6 protein-coding genes and 1 pseudogene are annotated in these 21625 nt (G+C 44.8%); all 7 read right to left on the bottom strand.

Features of this window, described 5'->3' with window-relative positions:
* Positions 1 to 73 precede the first annotated feature (73 nt).
* A complete protein-coding gene (locus tag R7Z41_RS17290; RefSeq protein ID WP_206959025.1) occupies positions 74 to 979 on the bottom strand; it encodes an OmpA family protein in 906 nt (301 codons plus the stop codon).
* A gap of 9 nt (positions 980 to 988) precedes the next feature.
* Entirely contained in the window at positions 989 to 4504 is a 3516-nt protein-coding gene (locus R7Z41_RS17285; protein ID WP_206959027.1) for a hypothetical protein, read from the bottom strand.
* Between the two features lie 68 nt (positions 4505 to 4572).
* Positions 4573 to 15870 carry a DUF11 domain-containing protein gene (locus R7Z41_RS17280; protein ID WP_225477351.1) on the bottom strand — a complete coding sequence of 3766 codons (11298 nt, stop codon included), beginning with the start codon at positions 15868 to 15870 and terminating at the stop codon, positions 4573 to 4575.
* A 1365-nt stretch (positions 15871 to 17235) separates the two neighbouring features.
* Positions 17236 to 18576, bottom strand: coding sequence for an HlyD family type I secretion periplasmic adaptor subunit (locus tag R7Z41_RS17275; RefSeq protein ID WP_206959032.1), 1341 nt, complete (start codon positions 18574 to 18576; stop codon positions 17236 to 17238).
* On the bottom strand, positions 18551 to 20269 hold the full coding sequence (locus tag R7Z41_RS17270; protein ID WP_206959034.1) for a type I secretion system permease/ATPase: 1719 nt from the start codon (positions 20267 to 20269) through the stop codon (positions 18551 to 18553). Before R7Z41_RS17270 ends, R7Z41_RS17275 begins: the two co-directional genes overlap by 26 nt.
* A 152-nt stretch (positions 20270 to 20421) precedes the next feature.
* Positions 20422 to 21012: a calcium-binding protein gene (locus R7Z41_RS17265; protein ID WP_206959036.1), complete on the bottom strand. Its 591-nt coding sequence runs from the start codon at positions 21010 to 21012 to the stop codon at positions 20422 to 20424.
* Positions 21013 to 21218: 206 nt separating this feature from the next.
* Positions 21219 to 21548, bottom strand: a pseudogene (locus tag R7Z41_RS17260) (LuxR C-terminal-related transcriptional regulator); the annotation flags it as partial.
* Positions 21549 to 21625: the final 77 nt, after the last annotated feature.

Below are 21625 nucleotides of genomic sequence, written 5' to 3'. Positions count from 1 at the left end.
ATAGGTTGACCTTTCATGCTAAATATCGCTCAGAAAACAGATAGCTAGCTTGCGAGAGGACAACCTTACCAAATTATTCAGTCGGTAGCCCCAGTTCACTCTCTTTAAATACGATAAACGCACGGCGGTTTAAAGCATTGGCTTCTGGAGATTCTTCGTTGATCACAGGTTGAAGCTCACCAAAGGCTTTTACTTCCCACACAAACTGCGATGGATCGAGTTTCGTCTTGAGATACGCCACCACGGTTTGCGCTCTTCGCTCCGCCAATTGTTCATTATAAGAGAGCGAACCCACTTGGTCGGTATGACCAGCCACCATAATGCTACCTTCTAAACCTTGCAGTTTTGCGATGAAATCATCTAATTGTGAAAGGTCTTCCGGTTTTAATTCCGACTTATCGAAATCGAAGTGTGGTGTCATCGCCATGTAGATCTTACGTTCTGGTTTTGGCGGCTCACAGAAAGGCATCTCTTCGTACTTCTTCGCCTCTTCAAACATCACGTAAGCACGACGGTTTTCAGCACGAGCTTGATCCGATTTACCCAACGCTAGCGGCTGCGACTCACCAAAGTGCTTCACTTCCCAATCGTATTGTTCTGGGTCGAGTTGCTGCTGAAGGTACGCTTCTACCGATTCAGCGCGTCGCATAGACAGCTTCTCGTTATATTCGTCAGAGCCTTTAAAATCGGTGTGACCAACAATCGTGATGCGTCCGCTCAAGCCTTGAATATCACGGATGAACGCACCTAGGCTTGCCGCATCGGCTTCACGAATGATGGATTTATCGAAGTCGAAATGCTCGGCTACCGCAATATGGATTTCGCGTTGCGGTGCCAAACATTCACTGATCAGAAACTTGGAGACATTGACATCGGCAAACTTTTCTCGGTTCTCTTGGCTTACATACGCATCCGCCGAACAACCTGCCAATATTGCCCCTGCGATCATGCCGCTTAACAAACGAATCGTCGTTTTCATATCGCCCTCTTATAACTTACCAACTAGGTTAATGAACACGCCTGATGCATCGTAATCGTCATCATTCGCTAGATTGCCATCAAAGCCTGAGAAGTTGTAACCCACGCCGACTTTGAAGTTGTCGCTCAAATGTTTGTTAACCGAAACCAATGCTCCCTGCTCTAACTCGTCGTAGGTGCTGTCCGTCTTCCAGTGGTACTCACCAGTCACGTCCCAATCTTTCATAACACGGTAAGAGGCACTCAAACCGTAGAGAGAAATTTTACTGTCGACTGGAATGTCTTCGCCTGACTGACGAGTGAAGATTTCATGCTTGTCCTTATAAGCGTATTTCGCGCCTAAATCCCAGTTTGCATCCAACGAGTAGATACCTTCGATTTCGATGATGTGGCTTTCTTCATCTTTGTAATCCACATCGCGGTTAAGTTGGTCGAAGTCCACCAAATACGTATAACGAGAAAGTACGTTCAAACGGTCGTTGTAGATTGGGCGATATGCTAAACCTGCGGTCGACTCAATAAAACGAGCCAACACTTTATCGCTCGATTTGCTCTCTGAGCGTGAGTAGTTGAACTTACCAAACAAGGTGTACTCTTCCGTTAGATGATGTGTGTAACGGTTAGTCGTCACCCATTGGTCGACACGTTTTTTATCTGGGTCTGCGGAATCATCGGTCTTGTCGACACGGTACTCGACTTTGTTCTTGAACAATACGTCATCGACATCGATGGATGTGCTCACACTCACGGCTTGGCGCTCTGTGGTGATCTTCTGGTCGTCTTCAATTTCGCCTTTTTGATAGCCAATCCCCATGTCGATGTCGTCGTTCATGTCGTAACCAAAACCAAACGAGTCAATACGACCTTTGCCGTTGTTCTCATCTACAAATTGGTTTTCTTGGTAGAAATCGACGGTTGAAGTCAGGTCTGCACGTTGACCGACAATCACGTTGTTTTTGCCTTCGTAAGTGTCGTCTACGTAGGTTAAGTAGGTGCTGTAATCTTCCGTTACGTCATACGTCACGCTCGCTTCTGCGGCATCGCCGCGATCACCCGTGGTGTATTCCGCGCCAACCACAAAGTCTTCTAGAATTCGCGTTTCACCACCGAGCGTGACGCTGTCGTTCTCGTCGTATTCGTCTGTTTGGCCTACGGTTTTCTGACCTTTGATGTACACGTTGTTGTCGCTGTCCCAGATGTAGTCAGCACGCAGACCCGCTAACGTGCCTTTGCCTTTTTCATCTTGGTTGTTTAGCTCTTCAACTTGTTTACCCGCTGCCGAGATCTTGATGTGTTTGGTGACTTTAACTTGGGTTTCCAATTCCGCTTGCTGGGTATCCGTTCGCAAATCACCATCGGATTCACGCTCTTCAACCGAGGTAAAGCGCGTCTTAACAGCAACTCGGTCAGTGGCTTGGAAACGAATTTCGGTACCGTAAGACTCTTGCTCTAAGTCATCATCTTGGCTAGCAAAACTGTAACCTGCGTCTTTGGATTTGTACCAAGCTTTAACGTCGTTACCCACCGCAGAGAATACGTTAGGAGCTAAGTCGTAAAGGTTCATCACCCCTTTCACTTGGTAGATATCACCTTCACGATCTTCCGCGTTGCTGCCAATTGGGGTAAAGGTTAAACCGCCATCGAAAGAAACGTAGTTGGAATCGGTTTGACGACCTTTACTGTGTCCGAATTCGGCTTTTAAGTACGTCCCTTCAGATGCACGCAAGGTTAAGTCCGTGCCGTACGCTTCGTAATCTTGGTTGTCTTTTTCTTCGGTTTGGTAGTTTGCACCCACACCGATGTAGTCGTTCACCCAACCTTTCACACGACCACCAGCGGTCATTGCGTCAAGCGCGTCACTGCCTTGAGGGACGTATTCATAGTCCACCGCAAGATAGTTTTTGTATCCTGAACTCGGTTGGTCGTTTATCACATCACCAAAGTTATCCGAAATGATGTTGTTCAGCGGTCTGGTCAGAATAATGCGGCCTTGGTATGGGTCGATTTCATAGTCACGCCCCGATTGCAGCGGCATTTCTTGCACAGTGATGCTGCTGTCTGGGTCGACAACTTTCACCATCACTTTGTCACTGCCCGGTACCACTTCACCATGACGCAAGAAGTACAACGAACCACCAGTACCTAGGAATTCATCGTGAGCGAAGAGTGAATCAGATTCAGCCGCAAAGCCAACAATGTTTAGACGATCTTCACCAAACTTGGTGGTTGAACGAGTACGGTAGTCACCTTTAAAGCCGTATAAGCTACGGTTGTAATCGTTGTTGTCGGTGCCAGTAATGCCAGTGTTGTAGTTACCCCACAACACATTGGATTTGTCGTACTCAACGTTGAGGTAAACCTTACCTTTGGTATTTACCACTTTGTAGATGTTGGAACTGTCACCATAGTTGCCGTAATACATCTCATCGTCGTCTTCGAGAATGTCGAATACGCTGGATGAGTCAGAGGCAAACGGGTTCTTAAACATGTCTCGCACGTCACTCTCTTTAGTATCAAAGTGAGTGGTAACTCTGAGTTTGTCGCCAAATTTACCCTGACCAAAGTACGCCAAGCGTCCTTGGTTATAGATGTCATCTTGGTATTGCTCGTCGACGGCTAATGCGGCGGAGTTGCCCGTCACTTTGTTTTTACCGATGTAGAAATCCGCAAGACCTGCTTGTACCCAATACTCATCAGGAATACGCACGTACAGTTGGTAGCGACGCTCTTCACCGCTGTCGAATACTACACGAGTAGGGAAGAGATACGCATCTGCTGGCAAGTACTGTTCTGCGTATAACTCGCCCTCTTCCACATCAAACTCGTCTTCGCCAATCACGACTTTATCGACGCCTTTTAGTCCCGTACCCATGAATCTTGCCAGACCCGCAGAGGTTGGAATGTTGTGACGCATCAACTGAGCTTTACCAAGCTTGCGGCTTTGCTCTTCTTCACCGTCGTTCTTGTCGATATCGACTTCAGAATCTGGCTCGACAAGGTCAATCACACCAACCGTCGTCACGTCCATGTTGCCGTCTTTATCGAAGGCTTTTAAACGGAACAACAGCTGTGTGTTGGATTCAAATTGATACTCTTGGTCGGTCGCGCCATCCCAAACAATGTTGAAATCGTTGGCAAATTGCTGACCTTCAACCACTGCTAAAGGGTCAACCAAGCCACGGTCACCACCACGGAAGACTTCCAGTTGGTAATGGTCAACGTAGTAGCTGAAGTTGGTTGTGATAGCAAAGCTCATCTCTTGCAATGGCTTGCCATCTTTCACTTCAACATCGCTGCTAATGCTCAGGTCAAGTACCGGGTCAAATCGCATGATGTCGCGGCTTACCCAAATCGCACCTTGGTCTAGGTAGATACGCGAGTTATCCGTTTGTTCGTGAGCTTTTACTTCAATACCCAGTGAGTCACTGTCAAGTTTCTCCAATTGGCTGGTGTCTTTCGCGTACGAAAGTATTGGCAACGCAGCCGCGATACACATTGTCAGTTTTGATTGTCTAAATCTAATCATAATAATCCTGCTTAACCGCTTGAGTGGTTGGCTGGGTCTGGCCCAGCCTGCGTCTGTACTGCGAACGGTTAATCATCCCCACTGCTTTGAATACTGAAGTTAAATTTCGTCAGTTTGTTTGGTGTGATTCGGCGTACTTTCGGGTTCTCACTGACCACCCTCATGCCTGTCGGTAGCGAGTCTGTGTCGACTTTGACCAAGAACTGCTTACCTTTTTTATTCAACACCCACTGATCTGGAACGTGGTATCGACCATATTGGTCTGTCTCGATGATGATGCCTTCGACCGTTAACAGTCGAACGCCTGGGATACCGTCTTCGTAAAGTCCTTTGTTCTCTACAATGATTTCCCATAAGTACATATCCCCATCTCGGTAGAGGTTTCTCACCACGTCGATGTTCTCTGCCGACAGACCTTTTTTCTTATCTCCTTTGTGCTTGGTAATCGCGTTACCTTGCTTATCGAACTCGATGTGCGTGCCGTTATCCGTTGTCACCTTGAACGGGAAACCTTGGCGAGTTCGAGTATTAAACTGGAACACCACTTTGTTGCTGTGTTCGAGGGTACGGTTACGAGATAGACCAAACAGCTCATCGACTTCATAGCCTTTGTCCACACTCGACATAACAACGTCTTGGCCTTTGAGTTTCACCTTCACATCTTTAAGTTGGGTTTCAACGCCATCTTGAGTAATGAAAGTTGAGCCCAGTACGTAATCACCTGCGGCAAGGTCTACATCAATATAAATGTCATCTGCCGTTGCGTCTGCTTGGAAACCGTCACCGTTGTGGTCTTCAAACACCTTGCCGATGATCGAAGCGGTGTCGAATACCTTATCTGGCATGACTTCAACCGTTGCACTGGCGAGGTTCGACTTCACAACGTAGTTGGTCGTGGTGTTTTGTGCCGAGAAGCTTTCTGCCGGTGGCGCTTCGGCCCATGCTGTGTTGGTGTAAACGCCAAAGGTAGCACCGACGCTTACACGCATTAGGTAACGGATACGAACAGCATCAGCGGTTTTCGAATCGCCCTTGCCGTAAATATTCATGTCGCCGACTTCGAAGAACAGTTGATTGGTCTTCGTTGGCTCTACGGTGATTTGGATGTCATCCGAGGTATCAAATACGCCATCAGGACCACTGTTGACCATCTCTGTCGAGTCTGGGATGTAAGCAAAGCCGCCCGGATAGCGGTCAACCAAACGTACACCCGTGAATGGGTTGTCGTTTTCATTGGTAATCACGACTTCGTATTCAACAACTTCACCGACGCTCGCCTCTGACTTGCTCGCTACCTTGGTCACTTTCAGCATGCCTTCGTTGTAAGCTTGCTTCTTAACCTTGATCGTGACGTTGGCGGACGCGACTTCACCTGTCGATGCTTTCGCGGTAAAGACGTTCGTGAAGTTGTCATCAATGCCTTGGTTGATCTCACCTGTCACTACGATTTCGTATTCATTACCTTGGTACGCCTTCATAGTGTGGTTTGAATCGACATTGCTATCTGAATCGACAGAAACCACCACACCAGACTTAAGCTCAGTGATGGTCGCTTTCCATGTGGTGAACAATGGATTGCCGTTGTTACCAATAAGCTTATCGATTTCATCCAACAGGTTGACGCTTTCTGCATCTGCAGAGCCTCGGTTGGTCGCCGTCATCGTGAAGGTAATTTCATCGTCGTCGTTGGTGTATTCCGCTTTATCTGCCACCTTGGTCACCGACAAAATGATCGGCAGTGGTTTGATAGTTGCGAAATCATCCGCCAGAACATCACTTTCTGACTTGTCGTAGGCATACGCGTGGTTGGTGATTTCTCCCATCGCATCCGCGTTGACGACACCCGTGATTTCAATGTCCAACTTATCGTTTGGCGCAATAATCACACGGCTATTCACGTCCAGATTGTCACCTTGAATCTGTGGTAACACGATGGTGCGGTCATCACTGTATGAGCTTGTCATGCTCCAACTGGTAAACGCTGGCGCTTCGGTGTCATGAATCGTATTTACCTTCAACTCTGAGATAAGATCCTTAAGCACTATCTCTTCGGTAAACGATCCAGATTCATTACTTAACACCACGTGGTAAGTGACGTTTTCACCCGGACGGTAGTACTCATCATCGACGGTCTTCTCTAGCTTGACCGACTCTGGCATCGCCAATAGCATCGCGCTTGCTTCTTGAGTTTCACCGCGGAACAACGCACTTGCTGTGTTCTCAATCTCGCCCGTTGCGTATTGATTCACCAAACCAGTGATGACGAACTCCACTTCATCATTCGCTGCAATGGTCAGCGTTGAATCGATGTCCGTATTTACGCTTGGAATATTGGTAATGTCAGTATCGGAACTGCCCTTGTTAACTTCGATACGCCACGAATCGAACGCTTTGACTGTCGTGCCATCTAAACGAACCACTTCAAGATCACTAATGGCATCTTTCACCTCGACATCTGTTGCTGGCACCGTACCTTCGTTCTTCACTTTGACGCGGAATGTCGCTTCTTTGCCCGGAATGTAGAACTCAGTGTCAGCGGTTTTCTCGATAGAGATACCTTGCGATTGAGGCTGAATAGTCGCGCTCGATTGTTGTGTGGTGCCATTCAAATCAGCGGTGGCAGTGTTGGTAATTTCACTCGCCGCTAATGGGTTGGTTTTCGCCGTAATGGTGAACTCAACAATGTCATGCGGCGCGATATCGATTACTGAACGAATGTCTTGGTTATCGATAGGCATTGGCGTGATCGTTGTGCGGCTGTCAGTGTTGGTTGTTTCAATCGTCCAGCTTTCAAACGCTCGCTCATTAACACCGTAAATGTTGGTCGCTTTGATACCCGATAGCATGTCATCCAATTTAATGTCGTTATCGAAACCATCGGTACCGTTGTAAACACGAACATGGAAAACCGCTTCCTCACCCGGAATGTAAATTGGTGATTCTGCTGTTTTCTCAATCCAAACTTCTTCAGGTAAGGTTTCTAACGTTGCTGTTGCATCGGTGGTCGCACCGCCGAACTCAGCTGTCGCGGTGTTAACGATGTTAGCCACCGCACTGCTGTTGACTGTACCTGTGATGGCAAATTCAACCGTGTCGCCAGGCGCGATATCAAGGTTGGTAGAAATGTCACCGTTTGGTCCTGGTACCGTTTCGATATTGGTGCGTGGGTCGCCTTTAGTGGTCACGATGGTCCAATCATTCAATGCAGGCTCCATTGCTCCACCCGAGGTTTCCACTTCGAGTGAAGAAATGATGTCCTCGACTTTTACATCGGCCGCAAAGCCAGAACCGTTGTTGGTCACTTTGACGCGGAATGTAGAGAACTCTCCCGGCTGGTAGTAACGCTCATCGGTGGTTTTCTCTAGAATGATATCGCCCGGACGCGGTTTCAACGTTGCCGTTGCCGTCACGTCTTTACTGTTGTGATTCAACGTTGCGGTGTTAACAATGTCGCCCGTCGCTTCTGTATTGACTAGACCAATAACGTAAAGGGTGATGGTGTCGTTCGGTGCGAGGTCGATGTTGTAATCAATATCCTTGTCGACAACGAGTGAGTTAGCATCGACTGTGGTCAGTGAACTGCCCGTAACATACTGAACCGCCCATTGCAGGAAGGCTTGGTTCGCCGAGCCATCAATGGTGTTCACGGTTAGCGCACCAATTTCATCTTTTAGGTTGATGTCATTCGCGTAGCTGTTGCCTTCGTTGACGATTTTCAGGATGTAACCTGCCGCTTGGTTAGGGCTATAAAACTCTACCATTGGCTCTTTGGTGAAGGTTAAATCTGGGATCTTCGCCGTGCTGGTCGCTTCTGCGGTTTTAGTCGAACCGTTGTAGGTCACTTCAACTTGGTTGGTGACATCGCCCACCACTTCTGGGTCAAGCTCCCCTTCCGCCGTAATGGTCACCACATCATTTGGACCGATGTCCAAGCTGCCATCTAAAAACTCACCAGTGGACGATGGGAACTTGGTGTCACCCGTCTGTGAAGATGCATTGAAGAAGATGGTGCCAGATTCAAACGCTTTTACTGTCGCGCCCGTAATACTGGTTGAAGTGATGTCGTTGACCAGATCTTTGATCTCCACATCACTCGCCCAGTTGGCGGTGGTGTTTTCGATCTTGATGGTATAGGTCAGCTTGTCACCTGATTCGTATTGGCTCTTATCAACTGTTTTATCGACCGTGAGGTCAGCAGTTGCCGCCACGTAAGTCGCATCCGCAGTTTGAGAGCTGCTTGAATCGCTCACTTCCACTACGTTGGTGATATCGCCAACAAGGTCCGCTTTTACAACACCTTCAACATGAAGTTTCACTGTGTGATCTGGGTGAATGTTGTAACGAATCTGATAACCATTGTCGCCAGTCACCTCAGAGCCCGCTATGGGTTGAGTCAACGTTGGATCGGTACCATCAACGCTCACAGATTTTGCTGACCAAGAATCAAACGCACGCACAGGTAATGTTGCGCCAGCTTTCTCAGCACGAATTGTCTTCCAAAGGTCTGAAATCAACACATCGGTCGCATAACCTGTACCGGTATTTTTCACCTCAATGTCGTAACCAATGGTATCACCCGGATGGTAAATCGCAGGGGTGATTGAGGTTACTTTAGTCACAGCAAGGCTTCCCGGTTCTGGGACGATAACTTTTTCTTTGAGGTTGTAGGTGAAGTACTTGGTTCCTGAATTCAGCTTACCTTGTAGTTGGTTTGTAAACTCACCAACGGCATCATCACGAACATGACCAACGACTTCGATTAGGATTTCACTTTCTGCACCGCCATCCACTTTACCATTCATTTTCACGGTAACGTCGATGTCAGTATTGGCTGCGATAGATTGGAGCGGTGTAATGTCACGAAAACCAGAAGCGTTACCGTCGCTCACCACACTTGCTGTTACTGCCCAATCTTTAAGTGCTGTCTGTTCAGAGCCATCAGCAACTTCAACCTTGTACGTCGAGATCAAATCTCGAACATCAATTTCTTCGTTAAGTAGCGTTTCATTTCGAATGCGCATTTCATAACGAATCTCGGAACCCGGTGTGTAAGTTGGTGTGCTGGTCGACTTCTCTGCCGTTAAGCTTGAAGTACCCGGATCCAACACAATCGCATTACTATCAACATCATTCACTTTTGCAATATTTGTGATTGTGCCAGACGCATCCGCCGCTACCGTGCCGTCAATCTCAAACACAACCGCATCACCCGGCATCAAGTCGAACGCTGCATTCAGTGGCACGGTTCCTTGGTAGTTACCCGTAATAGAGAATCGGTCTGGATCAGGCGCACTTACGATTGCCACACTGTAGTCTTGGAATGCAGCCTTACCATCTGATGTATTAATGGTGTTTAGCTCATCAACGATAGTCGCGCCATTGGTAATGCTGTCGCCCACGTTGGTCACACTAACTTGATACTGAACTTGACCGTTCGGGTTGTAGTGACAATCTGTACCCGTCGTTGATGGGAAAGTACATGTACCACTGTCTGCGGTAGTACTCAGCACTGACTTCTCGAAGTTCAATACAGGCACAACTGGTGGAATTACATCAGTTGTATCACTTTGGTTGCCTGCTTTACCCGTGTTGCCATCGATATCACCAAGTGCATCTGGGCGAACTTTACCAGTAACCGTAAACTCAATGACTTCTTCCGGAGCGATATCGACTAACAGGTCAAGATCATCGGTTGCATCATAAGATTCGATGTAAGTGTCTTGTGTTCCCGTTGTACCTGTTGAAGTAAAGGCATGGGAGATGTTGGTCTCTGAGAACGCAGATTTCGTCGTCCCGCCAATCACCTCAACGCGAACGTTAGAGACGATATCTTGGATAACGGTTTGATCACGCCACACGGGTTCGGTGTTGGTCACCGTGAATTTGTAGATGACCTCATCTTCCGGTTTGTAAGTGTCACCGGATACATAAGATTTGCCATCGATAGAGGCAATTTCTTTACTCACCGACAGGTTACTACCCTCTGGCGTGACTTTCGCAGAATTGAAGTTGCTGCCGTTGTATTTCGGAGTCGCAACAATCTGGTCGAGCGCGTCTTGGCGGATCTGTGACTCCATGACAAAGTCAATCCAACCACCCGGCGCAATTGAAAGTACAGGAATGTCGATATCTGCATTTGCGCCGCCGGTATAGCCATCAATTAGCGTCGTCGCTTCACCCGAGGTCGTCGCGGTCACTGTCCAACCATATTGGCCAAATGCCTGTAGCGTTTGTGAGTCAGATTCGCCTGCTGCGTTTTGCGCGACACGTACTTTGACGTTTGAGAACAACTCTTTCAGTGACTTGTTGTACTCCAAACCTTTACCATTGTTCTCAATACGCAAGTGGTAAACGATCTTTTCGCCGTCTGTCGTATGGTTGTATGTGGTCTTGTGTGTCGCTAGTGATGTATCAGTGTACGCTTTATGCGACTTAGCAATGCTCACCGGCAGCATGTTCACGGGTTCTGACGGTAAATTATGGCTGTTGTCTACCACCGCAACGTTGAGAATTTGGCCAACGGCTTTCTCACTGATCTTCGCTTTAATGGTGTAAGTAACAAAGGTTCCACCTGTCGCGAATCCGTTTGCGGCTAAGTTGAAATTAGTGTCGATATCACTGTTATTGCTGACAGAGCCTGCATCACTGATGCCACTCGAATCGGTACTGGTCACGATGGTCCATGAATCAAACGCACGACCTTTACCGCTTCCATCGAAGTAATCAGTCTGAATCTTGCTGATTTCATCCTTGATTGGCATCTCATTGATGTGAACGTTGTTCAAGTTCTTCAGTGAGATTTCATACTCGATGTAACCACCCGGCGTGTAACCACCGCTTAACTCGGTAGTGCCATCCTGATCGTAGATTTTGGTGACATGTTTAGAGAAGTCGTACTTCTCAGCAGACGCTTTGGTCTCCGCACTCACGGTATCACCATCGACAGTAAGCAAGTTCAAGATCTCACCGACGGAGTTGTTGTTCACCCTAGCTGTGACAACGTATTCAATGGTTGTGCCTTTAGGGATGGATGCATGAGTATCGATGTCTGCGTTATCAGCAATCTTGCCATCCAGATCGAGAATAGCCGAGGAGCTGCCACTGACGATCCTTGGAACAACCGTCCAACCCGAGTCAAACGCTTTACCGCTTGTGCCATCGACAAGATCGACCATGATATTGGATAGTCGGTCGATGACAGGAATGTTGTATGCGTTGCCCTTACCATCGTTTTCGATCGTTAAGCGGTAAACCAGAGGTTGTCCCGGTTCATAGCTTGATTGATCTACCGTCTTGGAGAACGCTAGATGGTAGCTGTTCGGAATAACCGTGATGCCACCAATGGTGATTGTGCCAGTCGCGTCTTCTCGCACTACACCAACAACTTCAAAGGTAACAGAGTCTTTTCCTGCGACATCGATCGTTGTGTTGATGTCTTGATTATCCGCAACGGTGCCATCTAACGTGCCATCTGTTGTACCGTCGCCACCATTAGAATCGTCCTTCGAAACATCTACTGTGAAACCTTTATCAAATGGCGTAGCCAAAGAGCCATCCAACAACTGAGTCGTCACACCGGTGATGTTTTCACTTACTGCGTGGTCATTGACATAACCGGTTTGAGAAGAAACCGTCACTTGATAGGTAAGTGTATCGCCCGGAGAGTAGAATTTTGATTCCACGCCATTAACCAATAGCTTTCTGACTACATCACCACCGTTGTATGCGCGCTCCATCTCGTGATGAGAAACGTGTGATTCTTCAGTCACTTGGCCAAAGTCACGGTATACGTAGGCATCATTCTCAATTTTGTCATTTAAGTTACCCATTGAATCCTGAGAACCAATGACATTGTCTTTAACACGAGCTTTAATTCGGAAAGTACGCAATTCGCCCGCAGCAAGTGTCATCGTGTTCGATGCATCACCCGGTGGGTAAATAAAATCTTCTGTAGTTTGAGATTGAAAACCGCCACCGTCATCGAAATCAAACTGCCAGTATTCGAATGGAGATTGATCTGGGTAGTTTTCATATTGATTGTCTTTGTCATTTGCCAACACAGAGCGAATGTCTGTCAGTAAATCAACGACCTTAAGACCATTTTCAACATTCGCGCCGTTGTTCAAAACACGAACCTCATAAGTGACGTCATCGCCAGGGACAAAACGTACTTTGTCCGCTGTTTTCAGAATAGAAACGTTAAGAGAATCCCCCGATGTACCACCAATTTCGGCAGAAGAGGATTGGTTTAAGTTCGTCGATGGGTCATAGATCTCTGCGGTATTAGAGATCTCATCTTCTACATAGTCATTTTTAACTGTAGCTTTAATGGTATAGACGACATAACCTTCTGAGCCATTGATCTTAGGGTCAATATCGATGTAGCTATTGATGTTGCCGCCATCTGGAAAACCTGACTTCTCACCTTCATAACTGCCTGTTTTAAAGGGTGAGTTATTGGAGTCTGTCGACGCTGTAATTGTCCAATCTGAGAACGCATTTAGGCCGAGGATATCATCCGTAACATGCACTTCGTTGGCATAGCCTGGACCAGTATTGACGATTGTGACTTTAAACGTCACCTTATCGCCGGGCTTGAAATCATCGTTTGGCGTTGTTTTGGCAACAATAACTTTCGGATCGTGAGGATAAACTACTACCGTGTCCGAAGCTGAATTTTGAATGCTTGAATCAGGCGTTTTAATTTCTGCCGTGTTATCAAATCGAGAGTAAATGATCTCGTTTTCATTTGAGCGATCGATTTGTGCCACGATGGTGTAAAGCACTTCAACGTTTGGCGGGATATGCGCTGTGGTGTCTAGATCTGTGTTATCGCTAAAAGTACCGACATCTGTATAAGCAGGGTTGCCATCAAGTTGAGGATCATCCGAGATGATCTCAGCACTGATCGTCCACGACTTGAAGACTTGTTTTGACGTCGTGTCTGGTTCCAATATCTTCGCGGTGATCGAAGATAAGGCGTCTTTTACCGCCACATTTGTCGCATAACCGTTTTCTTTATCGTTCTTCAGGCTGATTTGGTAAGTGACCTCAGTATCCAGCTTAGAATAAGCCGTCTGCTCACCATGAAAACCTGAGTCAGTATTGGTCTTAACGCGTTTGTTTAGCTCAATCGCAAAATCACGAGGATCAGAACCTCGGTCTGCATAAACAGAGCCATCCACCGTGACTTCGTTTGAGATATGACCATTTGCAATTGGGTTAGTGTCAGCAACGATGGTGTATTCGATATAGGAGTGAGGTTGAAGCGTTGCGATGACATTTAAATTGTCAGGGTGTTTAACTTCTCCGGTCATCCCCGTATTTGAAGCAGTTGCTGGTGTGCCATCGTCTTTAAATGCTTCAGCGGTGATCGTCCAATCCGAATAAGCATTGATTTCTTTGCCGTTGATATCGGTTGTTTTCACTGAGTTCAGGTCATCTAGCACCTGAACTTGGTTTGCAAAACCATCACCATCGTTCGTCACGGTAATGGTGTAAGTAAGAGTCTGGCCTGAAGAGTAAAAGCGACTATCTACATCTTTACTTGCGCGCAAGTTGTCATCTGGTGTTTGAACACCCGAGCCTTCTTCAGTGACGTTATCGTTAGAACAACTTGGATCGTCATCAAGAATAAGACCAGTGCTGGTATCATTGGTTTTCGCAGTCAGCTTGTACTTGATGGTTTTACCTGGAGCGATATCTGGGGTTAGCGAAAGTGGATTCGACGTCCAAGTGCCGTAGCTAAAGGTGCCTGGGTCCGAGCCAATCGAGTCCTCACCCGAAATAACCTCAACTTTCCACTGTTCAAAAGCTTGGCCATCCCCTGCGCCACCCGCTTGCTCAGTCTTAACACAAGTTAGGTTATCTTGGACTAACAGGTTGTTGGCAAAATATTTTGATGAGCCATTTGTAACGGTAATTTCGTACTCAATTTCACCACCTGGTACATATTCGGATGCAGAAGTGGTCTTCGAAATAGAGATATCAGAATCCGTCACACTCAACACTTTTTCAGCATCAACCGTATCCGAAATACTGGAGCTTTTGACCAACGAGCCTGAGTCATCCGTTACAGAAGCAGTAAAGCCTTGCAAGGTACCAATCGTGATTGGGGTAAGGGTTGCTTTAATTTGGTAGGTGATCGACTCGCCCGGATAGATAGAAACGGTATCGTCAAAATCGACATCCGTTTGTGCGCTGCCTTGGTAGTCAGAAAGTGAGTTACTGCCAATGCTTGAAACCGTGATATCCCAGGTCGTGAAGGGGTTACCATCCACATCGGTGTTGTTGTAAGAAGGGGATAAATTGTTAGCTAAACCATTGCGGCTAATTAGGTCGCTAATATTTTGTTTTACATGATAATTATGAGCAATCGCACCACCGTTGTTACTCACCTTCAACTCAAAATCCACCTCACCGTTAATCAGGTATGGCGATGTTGAATTGAGCGTGTGTTCCAGTGCAATTTCAGGCTCAGATGGAGGCGTTGATAGCGGGTTGCCGTCGACCGTACCAGCACGAGTCGTGGAGCTTGCTTGGGTATCAATATCGGAAACTAAGTCCGCAGCAACCGTCGCTTTGATGGTGTAAGTAATGTAACCACCAACAGAGATCTCCGCATCGGTGACTGACAAATCTCCTGTTGTTGCAAAGGTACCCGCATCGCTCCCCGATGAAGCCACGGCACTAATGGTCACGCTGCTAAATGCATTCCCTGTTGTGCCATCTAACTTTTGTCCTGTTAAAGACGCAAACTCTTGCTCAATATCTAATCCTTTAACCGCATAAGCACCATTATTGGTTGCCGTTAAAGAATAAGTCAGTGTGCCGCCAACATCGTATTCGGTCGGGCTAACGTATTCTTCGAGAAGATAATCGTATTCAGCCGGAGGGAAAGTAATTGTATCTGGGTTAGTAAAAGTCGTCTCTGTGCCGGAAACCGTTCCTTTTACTTCGGTGTTGCCAAGAACAATATCTTCAGCAGCATCATCAGCAACCGTCGCTTCAATTTGATAAGTAATACGCCCTAGCGGTAATAAGTTTGCGCCGGTCACATTCAGGTTGCTATTGCTAGAGGAGTAAGTACCTGCATTCGTACCTAGCGTATGAGTATCAGTGATCTTGACACTACTGAACGCCCTATTCGAACCAGACATCACATCCCAAATGGCATTCGTTACGGAGACATCACTGATCGTGCTGATCGTCGTATTTCGAACTTCAATCGAGTATGTAATGACCAGTCCATTTTCGTAGGGCAGACCGAATGTTGGATTAAAGGATATTTCTATTTCGCCTGCAGCTAATGCATTTTCAGAGTAAAAAAAAGCAATCAATAACAAGATAACACTAATCTTAAACATTGATGTAATGCTTTCCAACTTGTATAAATTTTTATTAGTCATTTTTAAGAAAGTATAATCCATAAAAATATAATATTTAGCGTAATAACACTGTTGAATTTAAAATAATAAAAATAAAAACCAAAATTAATCCCTGTTTTTCATGATAAATACACAACATTATTATCAGCCTAATGGCACAAAGTAATTTATATTTAAAATATAATAATCAATTGCAAATAGTAACAATAAATAAAATATATTGTTATATAAAGAATAGTTATCAGATTTGTCTTACAAAGAAATAAATGTATGGCTACAAAGTGGTAAGTAAAAAAATGCACATGATAATTTGTTTGAATCGTACACATGAATAAAACCACCATATATTCATTAAATCTATCATTCGAAAAGATTTTAATAGAAACCTCAGATGGGATTCGGATAAGTAATTTAAGCTATTATTCCTACCGTGACCTTTCACAACCTACATAACCTTTCGATTGGGTATAGACTCGAGCTTTATGTTGTTCTAACAGGTGATAAATCCCACCGACCAAAGCCAAGTTAAATTTTTATCCCAAAGTTCGTTTCCTTTTTTAACTTTCAGAAAAATTACAATATCTTCGCTATTTACCATACCACACTTTTCTATCTCCCTTGCGACAATACTTTGAACTACAGTACACCTGTAACATGACAGTAAGTTCTCAGCCTATTTCTTCAATAATTAATATCTAATCGTAATTACGTGTCGCTGACTACACCGGGTGAACTATATAAATTAACAACGCAATCTATTTAAAGCTTTTTAATTTTTTTGAGTTGTAAGAACGATAATTCCTGTATTTATATTTTAAATTTCCCTATACAATATTATAAGATTTTATATGATAATTAATGACGATATAACGTCGTATTTATTTAATAAAACACATTACCAACAATAAAATAAGATTGTAAAAAAGAAAAATTTTAAATTTACTGATATGATAATACATTTTTATTTTACAGCAAGGTTTAATGTACTTTATCTGAAATACTTAATACTCCATATTGTTTATTTTTAAAAAGTATCAAATAATTCATCCAAGTTACTAATACTAAAAAATTATGGATATAAAAATAAATTATCACTAAGTTTTCAAAAATGCTCTAAGATACAAACTATGAAAATGAATAGAGTACTATATGACATTTCTACCACAGTTAACCTAAAAATAATTAGCTAGTAAAATATTGATATTCTTCACTAGATCAGAAAAACTAAAAATTACAAACATACGACTTTAAGAAAAAAACCTAGACTTTAAACTGTTTATTTAATGATGATATGTAATTGGATTCGATACTCTTTGACAATACTCTTCAAAAAGCACTTAGAAATTACTCCTCTCTGAAGGCGCGATTCATGCTTTCTGTAATTGGCTTTATTAGGTAGCTCAATGGCGTTCGTGGCTCAGATAAAATCAGCACTTCGGCATTCATGCCTGAGGTTAAACGATGTTTTGTCACATCTTCCGGTGAAATTGCAATTCTAGCGAGATAAAAATCTTCTTGGTTTTCTTGCGAGAGCTTATCGGCAGAAATCGTCAGCACTGTACCGTCTAAAGGTGCCAACGTCCGTGCATTCAGAGCGGTCAGACGAACATGCGCTTGCTGGCCTGGACTCACTAAATCAATATCCTGAGGATTAACACGAGCCTCGACTAACAACTTATCGTCTTGCGGGACCAGTTCTAGTAACGTTTCACCCGAGCCAATCACACCTTTTTCGGTAAACACTTGCATGTTGACTACGCGACCAGAAATAGGTGCGTTGATCGTTGTTCTTGCGACAATATCTTGAGCGGAGCGATATTCTTCCCGAATTGCGACAATTTCCGTTTTGGTGTTTCGTAGTTCCTCTACAATCTCATTCAGCCTTTCAAGCTTCAACTCTTCAATTTGCGCTAGGTTCTCATCTAACCTTTTTCTAACGGTGAGCGATTGCCTGTCTAACTGGCTTAAGGTACTTCTCACCTCCGCTGCTAGGCGCTTGAGTTGAAGTAAGGTAGATTTTCCCGAGAAACCTTTTTGCACCAAGGCTTGGTTGCTGTCTATTTCTTCAGCAATAAAGTTGAGCCGTTCCGTCTCAATCACTTTGGTTTGCTGAAGGTTTTCAAGCTCTAAATTTGCTCCAGAAATACTCTGCTCAATGATACTCAGTTTACTATCAAAGAATCGCTTTCTCGCTTCAAAGATCTTGTTTTGAACCAGTTGTGCTTCTTGTACGATATCGACACGGGGAATGCTTTCAAGATCATCAGACCATACAATCGTTGGAAGCTCATCAAGCTCCGCACTTAAACGGTTTTCCTTTGCTAGAGTATGGATAAAACGACCACTTAACGAGTCCAACTTAGCCATAGCTTGACGCTTAGAAAGTTGAATTAATAACTGACCTTTTTCGACTAAATCCCCTTCCTGTACATATAGCTTTTCAATAATACCGCCTTCTAAATGCTGAATTTCTTGTCGCTTAGTGAGAACTGACAAATCACCATAAGCAATCGCTGCACTTTCTAATTTGGCTGTTGCAGCCCAGTAGCCAAGACCTCCAAGAAAAACACTTAAGGTCACCACACCGAGTAAAATTGGTTTTCGAAAGCTTAGTCTCGCTTTGGGGCTAAAACGATATACGATCTCGGTAGAACTCTGATTAACGGTTGGCAGTTGATTGCTCATTTCTTACCCTTGGGATATCTGTTCTTTCTTCGCCCATCAAACGTTTTAATACTTCATCTTTAGCGCCGTATAACTTGACTCGGCCGTCAGCCAAATACAACAGCCTATCCATTTGTCGTAACGTACTCGGATTGTGGGCAATGACGATAATCGTTGTACTCTGTGCTTTTAAATGGGCAATCAAACGTTGATACGCAGCCTCTCCCTCACCATCGAGGTTGGCATTCGCTTCATCGAAAATCACAATAGAAGGATCGCCATAAACGGCTCTTGCAAGAGCGATTCTCTGCCTTTCCCCCCCAGATAAACCACGGCCATTTTCACCAATAATGCAATCATAGCCTTTGTTTTTCTTGAGTATTAATTCATGACATCCTGCTAGTTGAGCCGCCTTGATGACTTTAGCGGGGTCTTCTTCTTTAAAGCGCGCGATGTTCTCTCGAATTGTGCCAGGAAATAACTCCACCTCTTGAGCGAGATACCCAAAATGCACGCCGCGATCTTCAGATGCCCATACGGAGACTTCCATTCCATCAAGAGTCACTTTACCCGCTAATGGCTTAACCGTACCTAATAACAGCCGAGCAAACGTCGATTTACCCGTACCAGAAGGGCCAATCACCCCAACAGCAACACCCGGAGGAATCGATAAGTTGATCGATGAGAGCACTGGTTCGGTTGCTCCAGGATGGCGATAGGCCAGTCCGGTAAGCTCATAGTGTCCTTTTGGTTTAGGCAGTGGCATATCTGATTCATCTTGGCGCACGATCGCATCGATTTCTTTCAACCTTTTATAGGCGCCTTTAGCAGACATCGCACTTCGCCACGTGCCTATCGCCTGCTCCATCGGCGATAATGCCCGACTCATTAATATGGAGCTCGCGATCATCGCCCCTGCCGTTATCTCATGTTGGATAACTAACCATGCACCACCTCCCAGTAAAAATATCTGTAGTGATCCACGCACAAACTTAGAAAAGTTAGCCATGTAGATGAACTTACCTGCAACTCGCTCTTCAAGCACATTCACTTCACTCACGCGCGACTGCCACTTCTCTAAAAATGCATTCATCATCCCCATTGCGAGAATTGAATTGGAGTTTTGCGTGGCTAATTCTGCTTTGTTGATATGAGAAATCGCTCTGACTTCGCTCTCTTGCATTGTTTTACGCGTCATTAGCTCATTAAGTAGACCTAGGCTAAACAATACGATAGATCCAAGTAACGCGATGTGACCTAGTATCGGGTGCAATAAATACACAAATAAAATAAACAGCGGTGTCCAGGGCGCATCCAACAGTGGATAAGGTGCTTGACTGCTCAAAAAGCTTTTGATGTTCTGAATGTCTCTCAGAGTTTGCGAGGTATAACTCTTCCCAGTATGTGATTGATATTGAATCGTGCGCTTGAGCATGAAAGCGGAGAGTTTTGTGTCCATCCAATAACCAAAAGATTTACTCATTTGTGCTCGTGCAATGTCGATGATGGACATGGTTAACAGCGCGACAATTACGATGACAGTGAGCAAGAATAAAGTATCGGTTGAGTAGGAGGATATCACTCGGTTGTACACTTGAAGCATGTACAGCGGAATAGAGAGAACCAATAAGTTGATAAAAAGGCTAAAAACGATCAGCAAGCCCGCAAGCGTGCATAGTTTTTGTTTCACTTCTTTGAAAACCGTTTTTTGCACGACTACTTCCGTTTAACGTGAAAATTGTAGGCGCCAGAAATACTAGCGCCTAGCTTAAGGTAACCTCAAATCGCTCTAGAGTGTCCGGTTAGTTCGCTTTAGCATGGCAGAGCCACGCAAACTAATTCCCATCCAGAGTTATTTTCAGTCGTTTAGATTACGAACAGATCTGCACCATAGGTGTTGATGTCAGTTTCAGTCACGCCAATAAGTTTCACTGTTAGATCAGCCCCATCGGTAAACACTGCATTCCCAACTGCATCGTAGCTAAAGCTTAAATCACCGAAGGCTGTAACCGAGTCGCTAACAATGTGCAAAGAATCTTCACCAATGGTGAAATCCATAACCTTTGCTTCGCCATGGCCACCAAACTTATCCGTGAACACAAACTTGTCACTGTCACTCCCACCTACCAATATGTTATCTCCAGCCCCTACAACAAGAATATCATCACCAGTGTTTCCTAATAGCTTGTTATCACCCAACAAACCTAAAAGCTTATCGTTTCCAAAACCTCCTTTTAATAGATCATCACCAATCCCACCTTTTAACAAATCATCTCCAGCACCACCAATTAGGCGATCATCACCGTCGCCGCCGATCACATAATCATTACCGCCACCGCCAACAAACGAGTCATTACCACCAAAACCGATAAACAAATCATCGCCGCCATCGAAATCAGCAAATTGGTTATTTACACCTGCATCGCCTAAATACGTGTCATTGTCACTTGCGCTCATTTTTATTCCCTCTTGGCTTATTAATTGAATAGACCTTCTGTTCCACGTCTGACTAGATTCGTCACGACATGAGAAGTCTAATAGTCAACTGAATAGGAATAAGTTTGAATATGGGATGATATTTCAGACTGACATTTTAATAATAAATATAAAATTTAGTACTTTATAGAGTATTTTCTTTTTATTACAGCAAGTTAATACTAGTACTACAGGTTTCTCTTAGCCCAACTTGTAGCTTGCGTACGGTTCTTTACTTCTAACTTTCTAAAAATATTGTATAGATGTGATTTAATAGTATGCTCGCTGATAAATAAAGAATCAGCGATTTCCATATTTGAACCACCTTCTTTCAACATTTTTAAAACCTGAACTTCACGCCGAGTAAGCTCAACCTCAATAGCAGGTTCGATAATGCTATTTACTTCTCTGCCTCGATAATAATTTACTAGCTGATCAAGTAATCTTCGAGACAGCCAATTATCCCCTTTTATTATTGCTTTTAATCCCTGACAAACCTTGTCCATTGAACCTCCTGGAGGCTTTGTTGCGTAATTCGATGGAACTAAATCAAGAAACTACGATCTGAGCGGCTACGCCTATCAATCGTCGTAGC

Origin of the sequence: Vibrio sp. 1457 (genome assembly GCF_033340195.1) — a bacterium.
GTDB lineage: Bacteria > Pseudomonadota > Gammaproteobacteria > Enterobacterales > Vibrionaceae > Vibrio > Vibrio alginolyticus.
The sequence above is the reverse complement of the archived record's forward strand: the minus strand, read 5'-3'. Positions and strand labels throughout refer to the sequence as shown.

Bases quoted from the DNA above. Each gene is read 5' to 3' on its own strand.
- R7Z41_RS17290 (WP_206959025.1), bottom strand. From the start codon at position 979: ATGAAAACGACGATTCGTTTGTTAAGCGGCATGATCGCAGGGGCAATA.
- R7Z41_RS17285 (WP_206959027.1), bottom strand. From the start codon at position 4,504: ATGATTAGATTTAGACAATCAAAACTGACAATGTGTATCGCGGCTGCG.
- R7Z41_RS17280 (WP_225477351.1), bottom strand. From the start codon at position 15,870: ATGTTTAAGATTAGTGTTATCTTGTTATTGATTGCTTTTTTTTACTCT.
- R7Z41_RS17275 (WP_206959032.1), bottom strand. From the start codon at position 18,576: ATGAGCAATCAACTGCCAACCGTTAATCAGAGTTCTACCGAGATCGTA.
- R7Z41_RS17265 (WP_206959036.1), bottom strand. From the start codon at position 21,012: ATGAGCGCAAGTGACAATGACACGTATTTAGGCGATGCAGGTGTAAAT.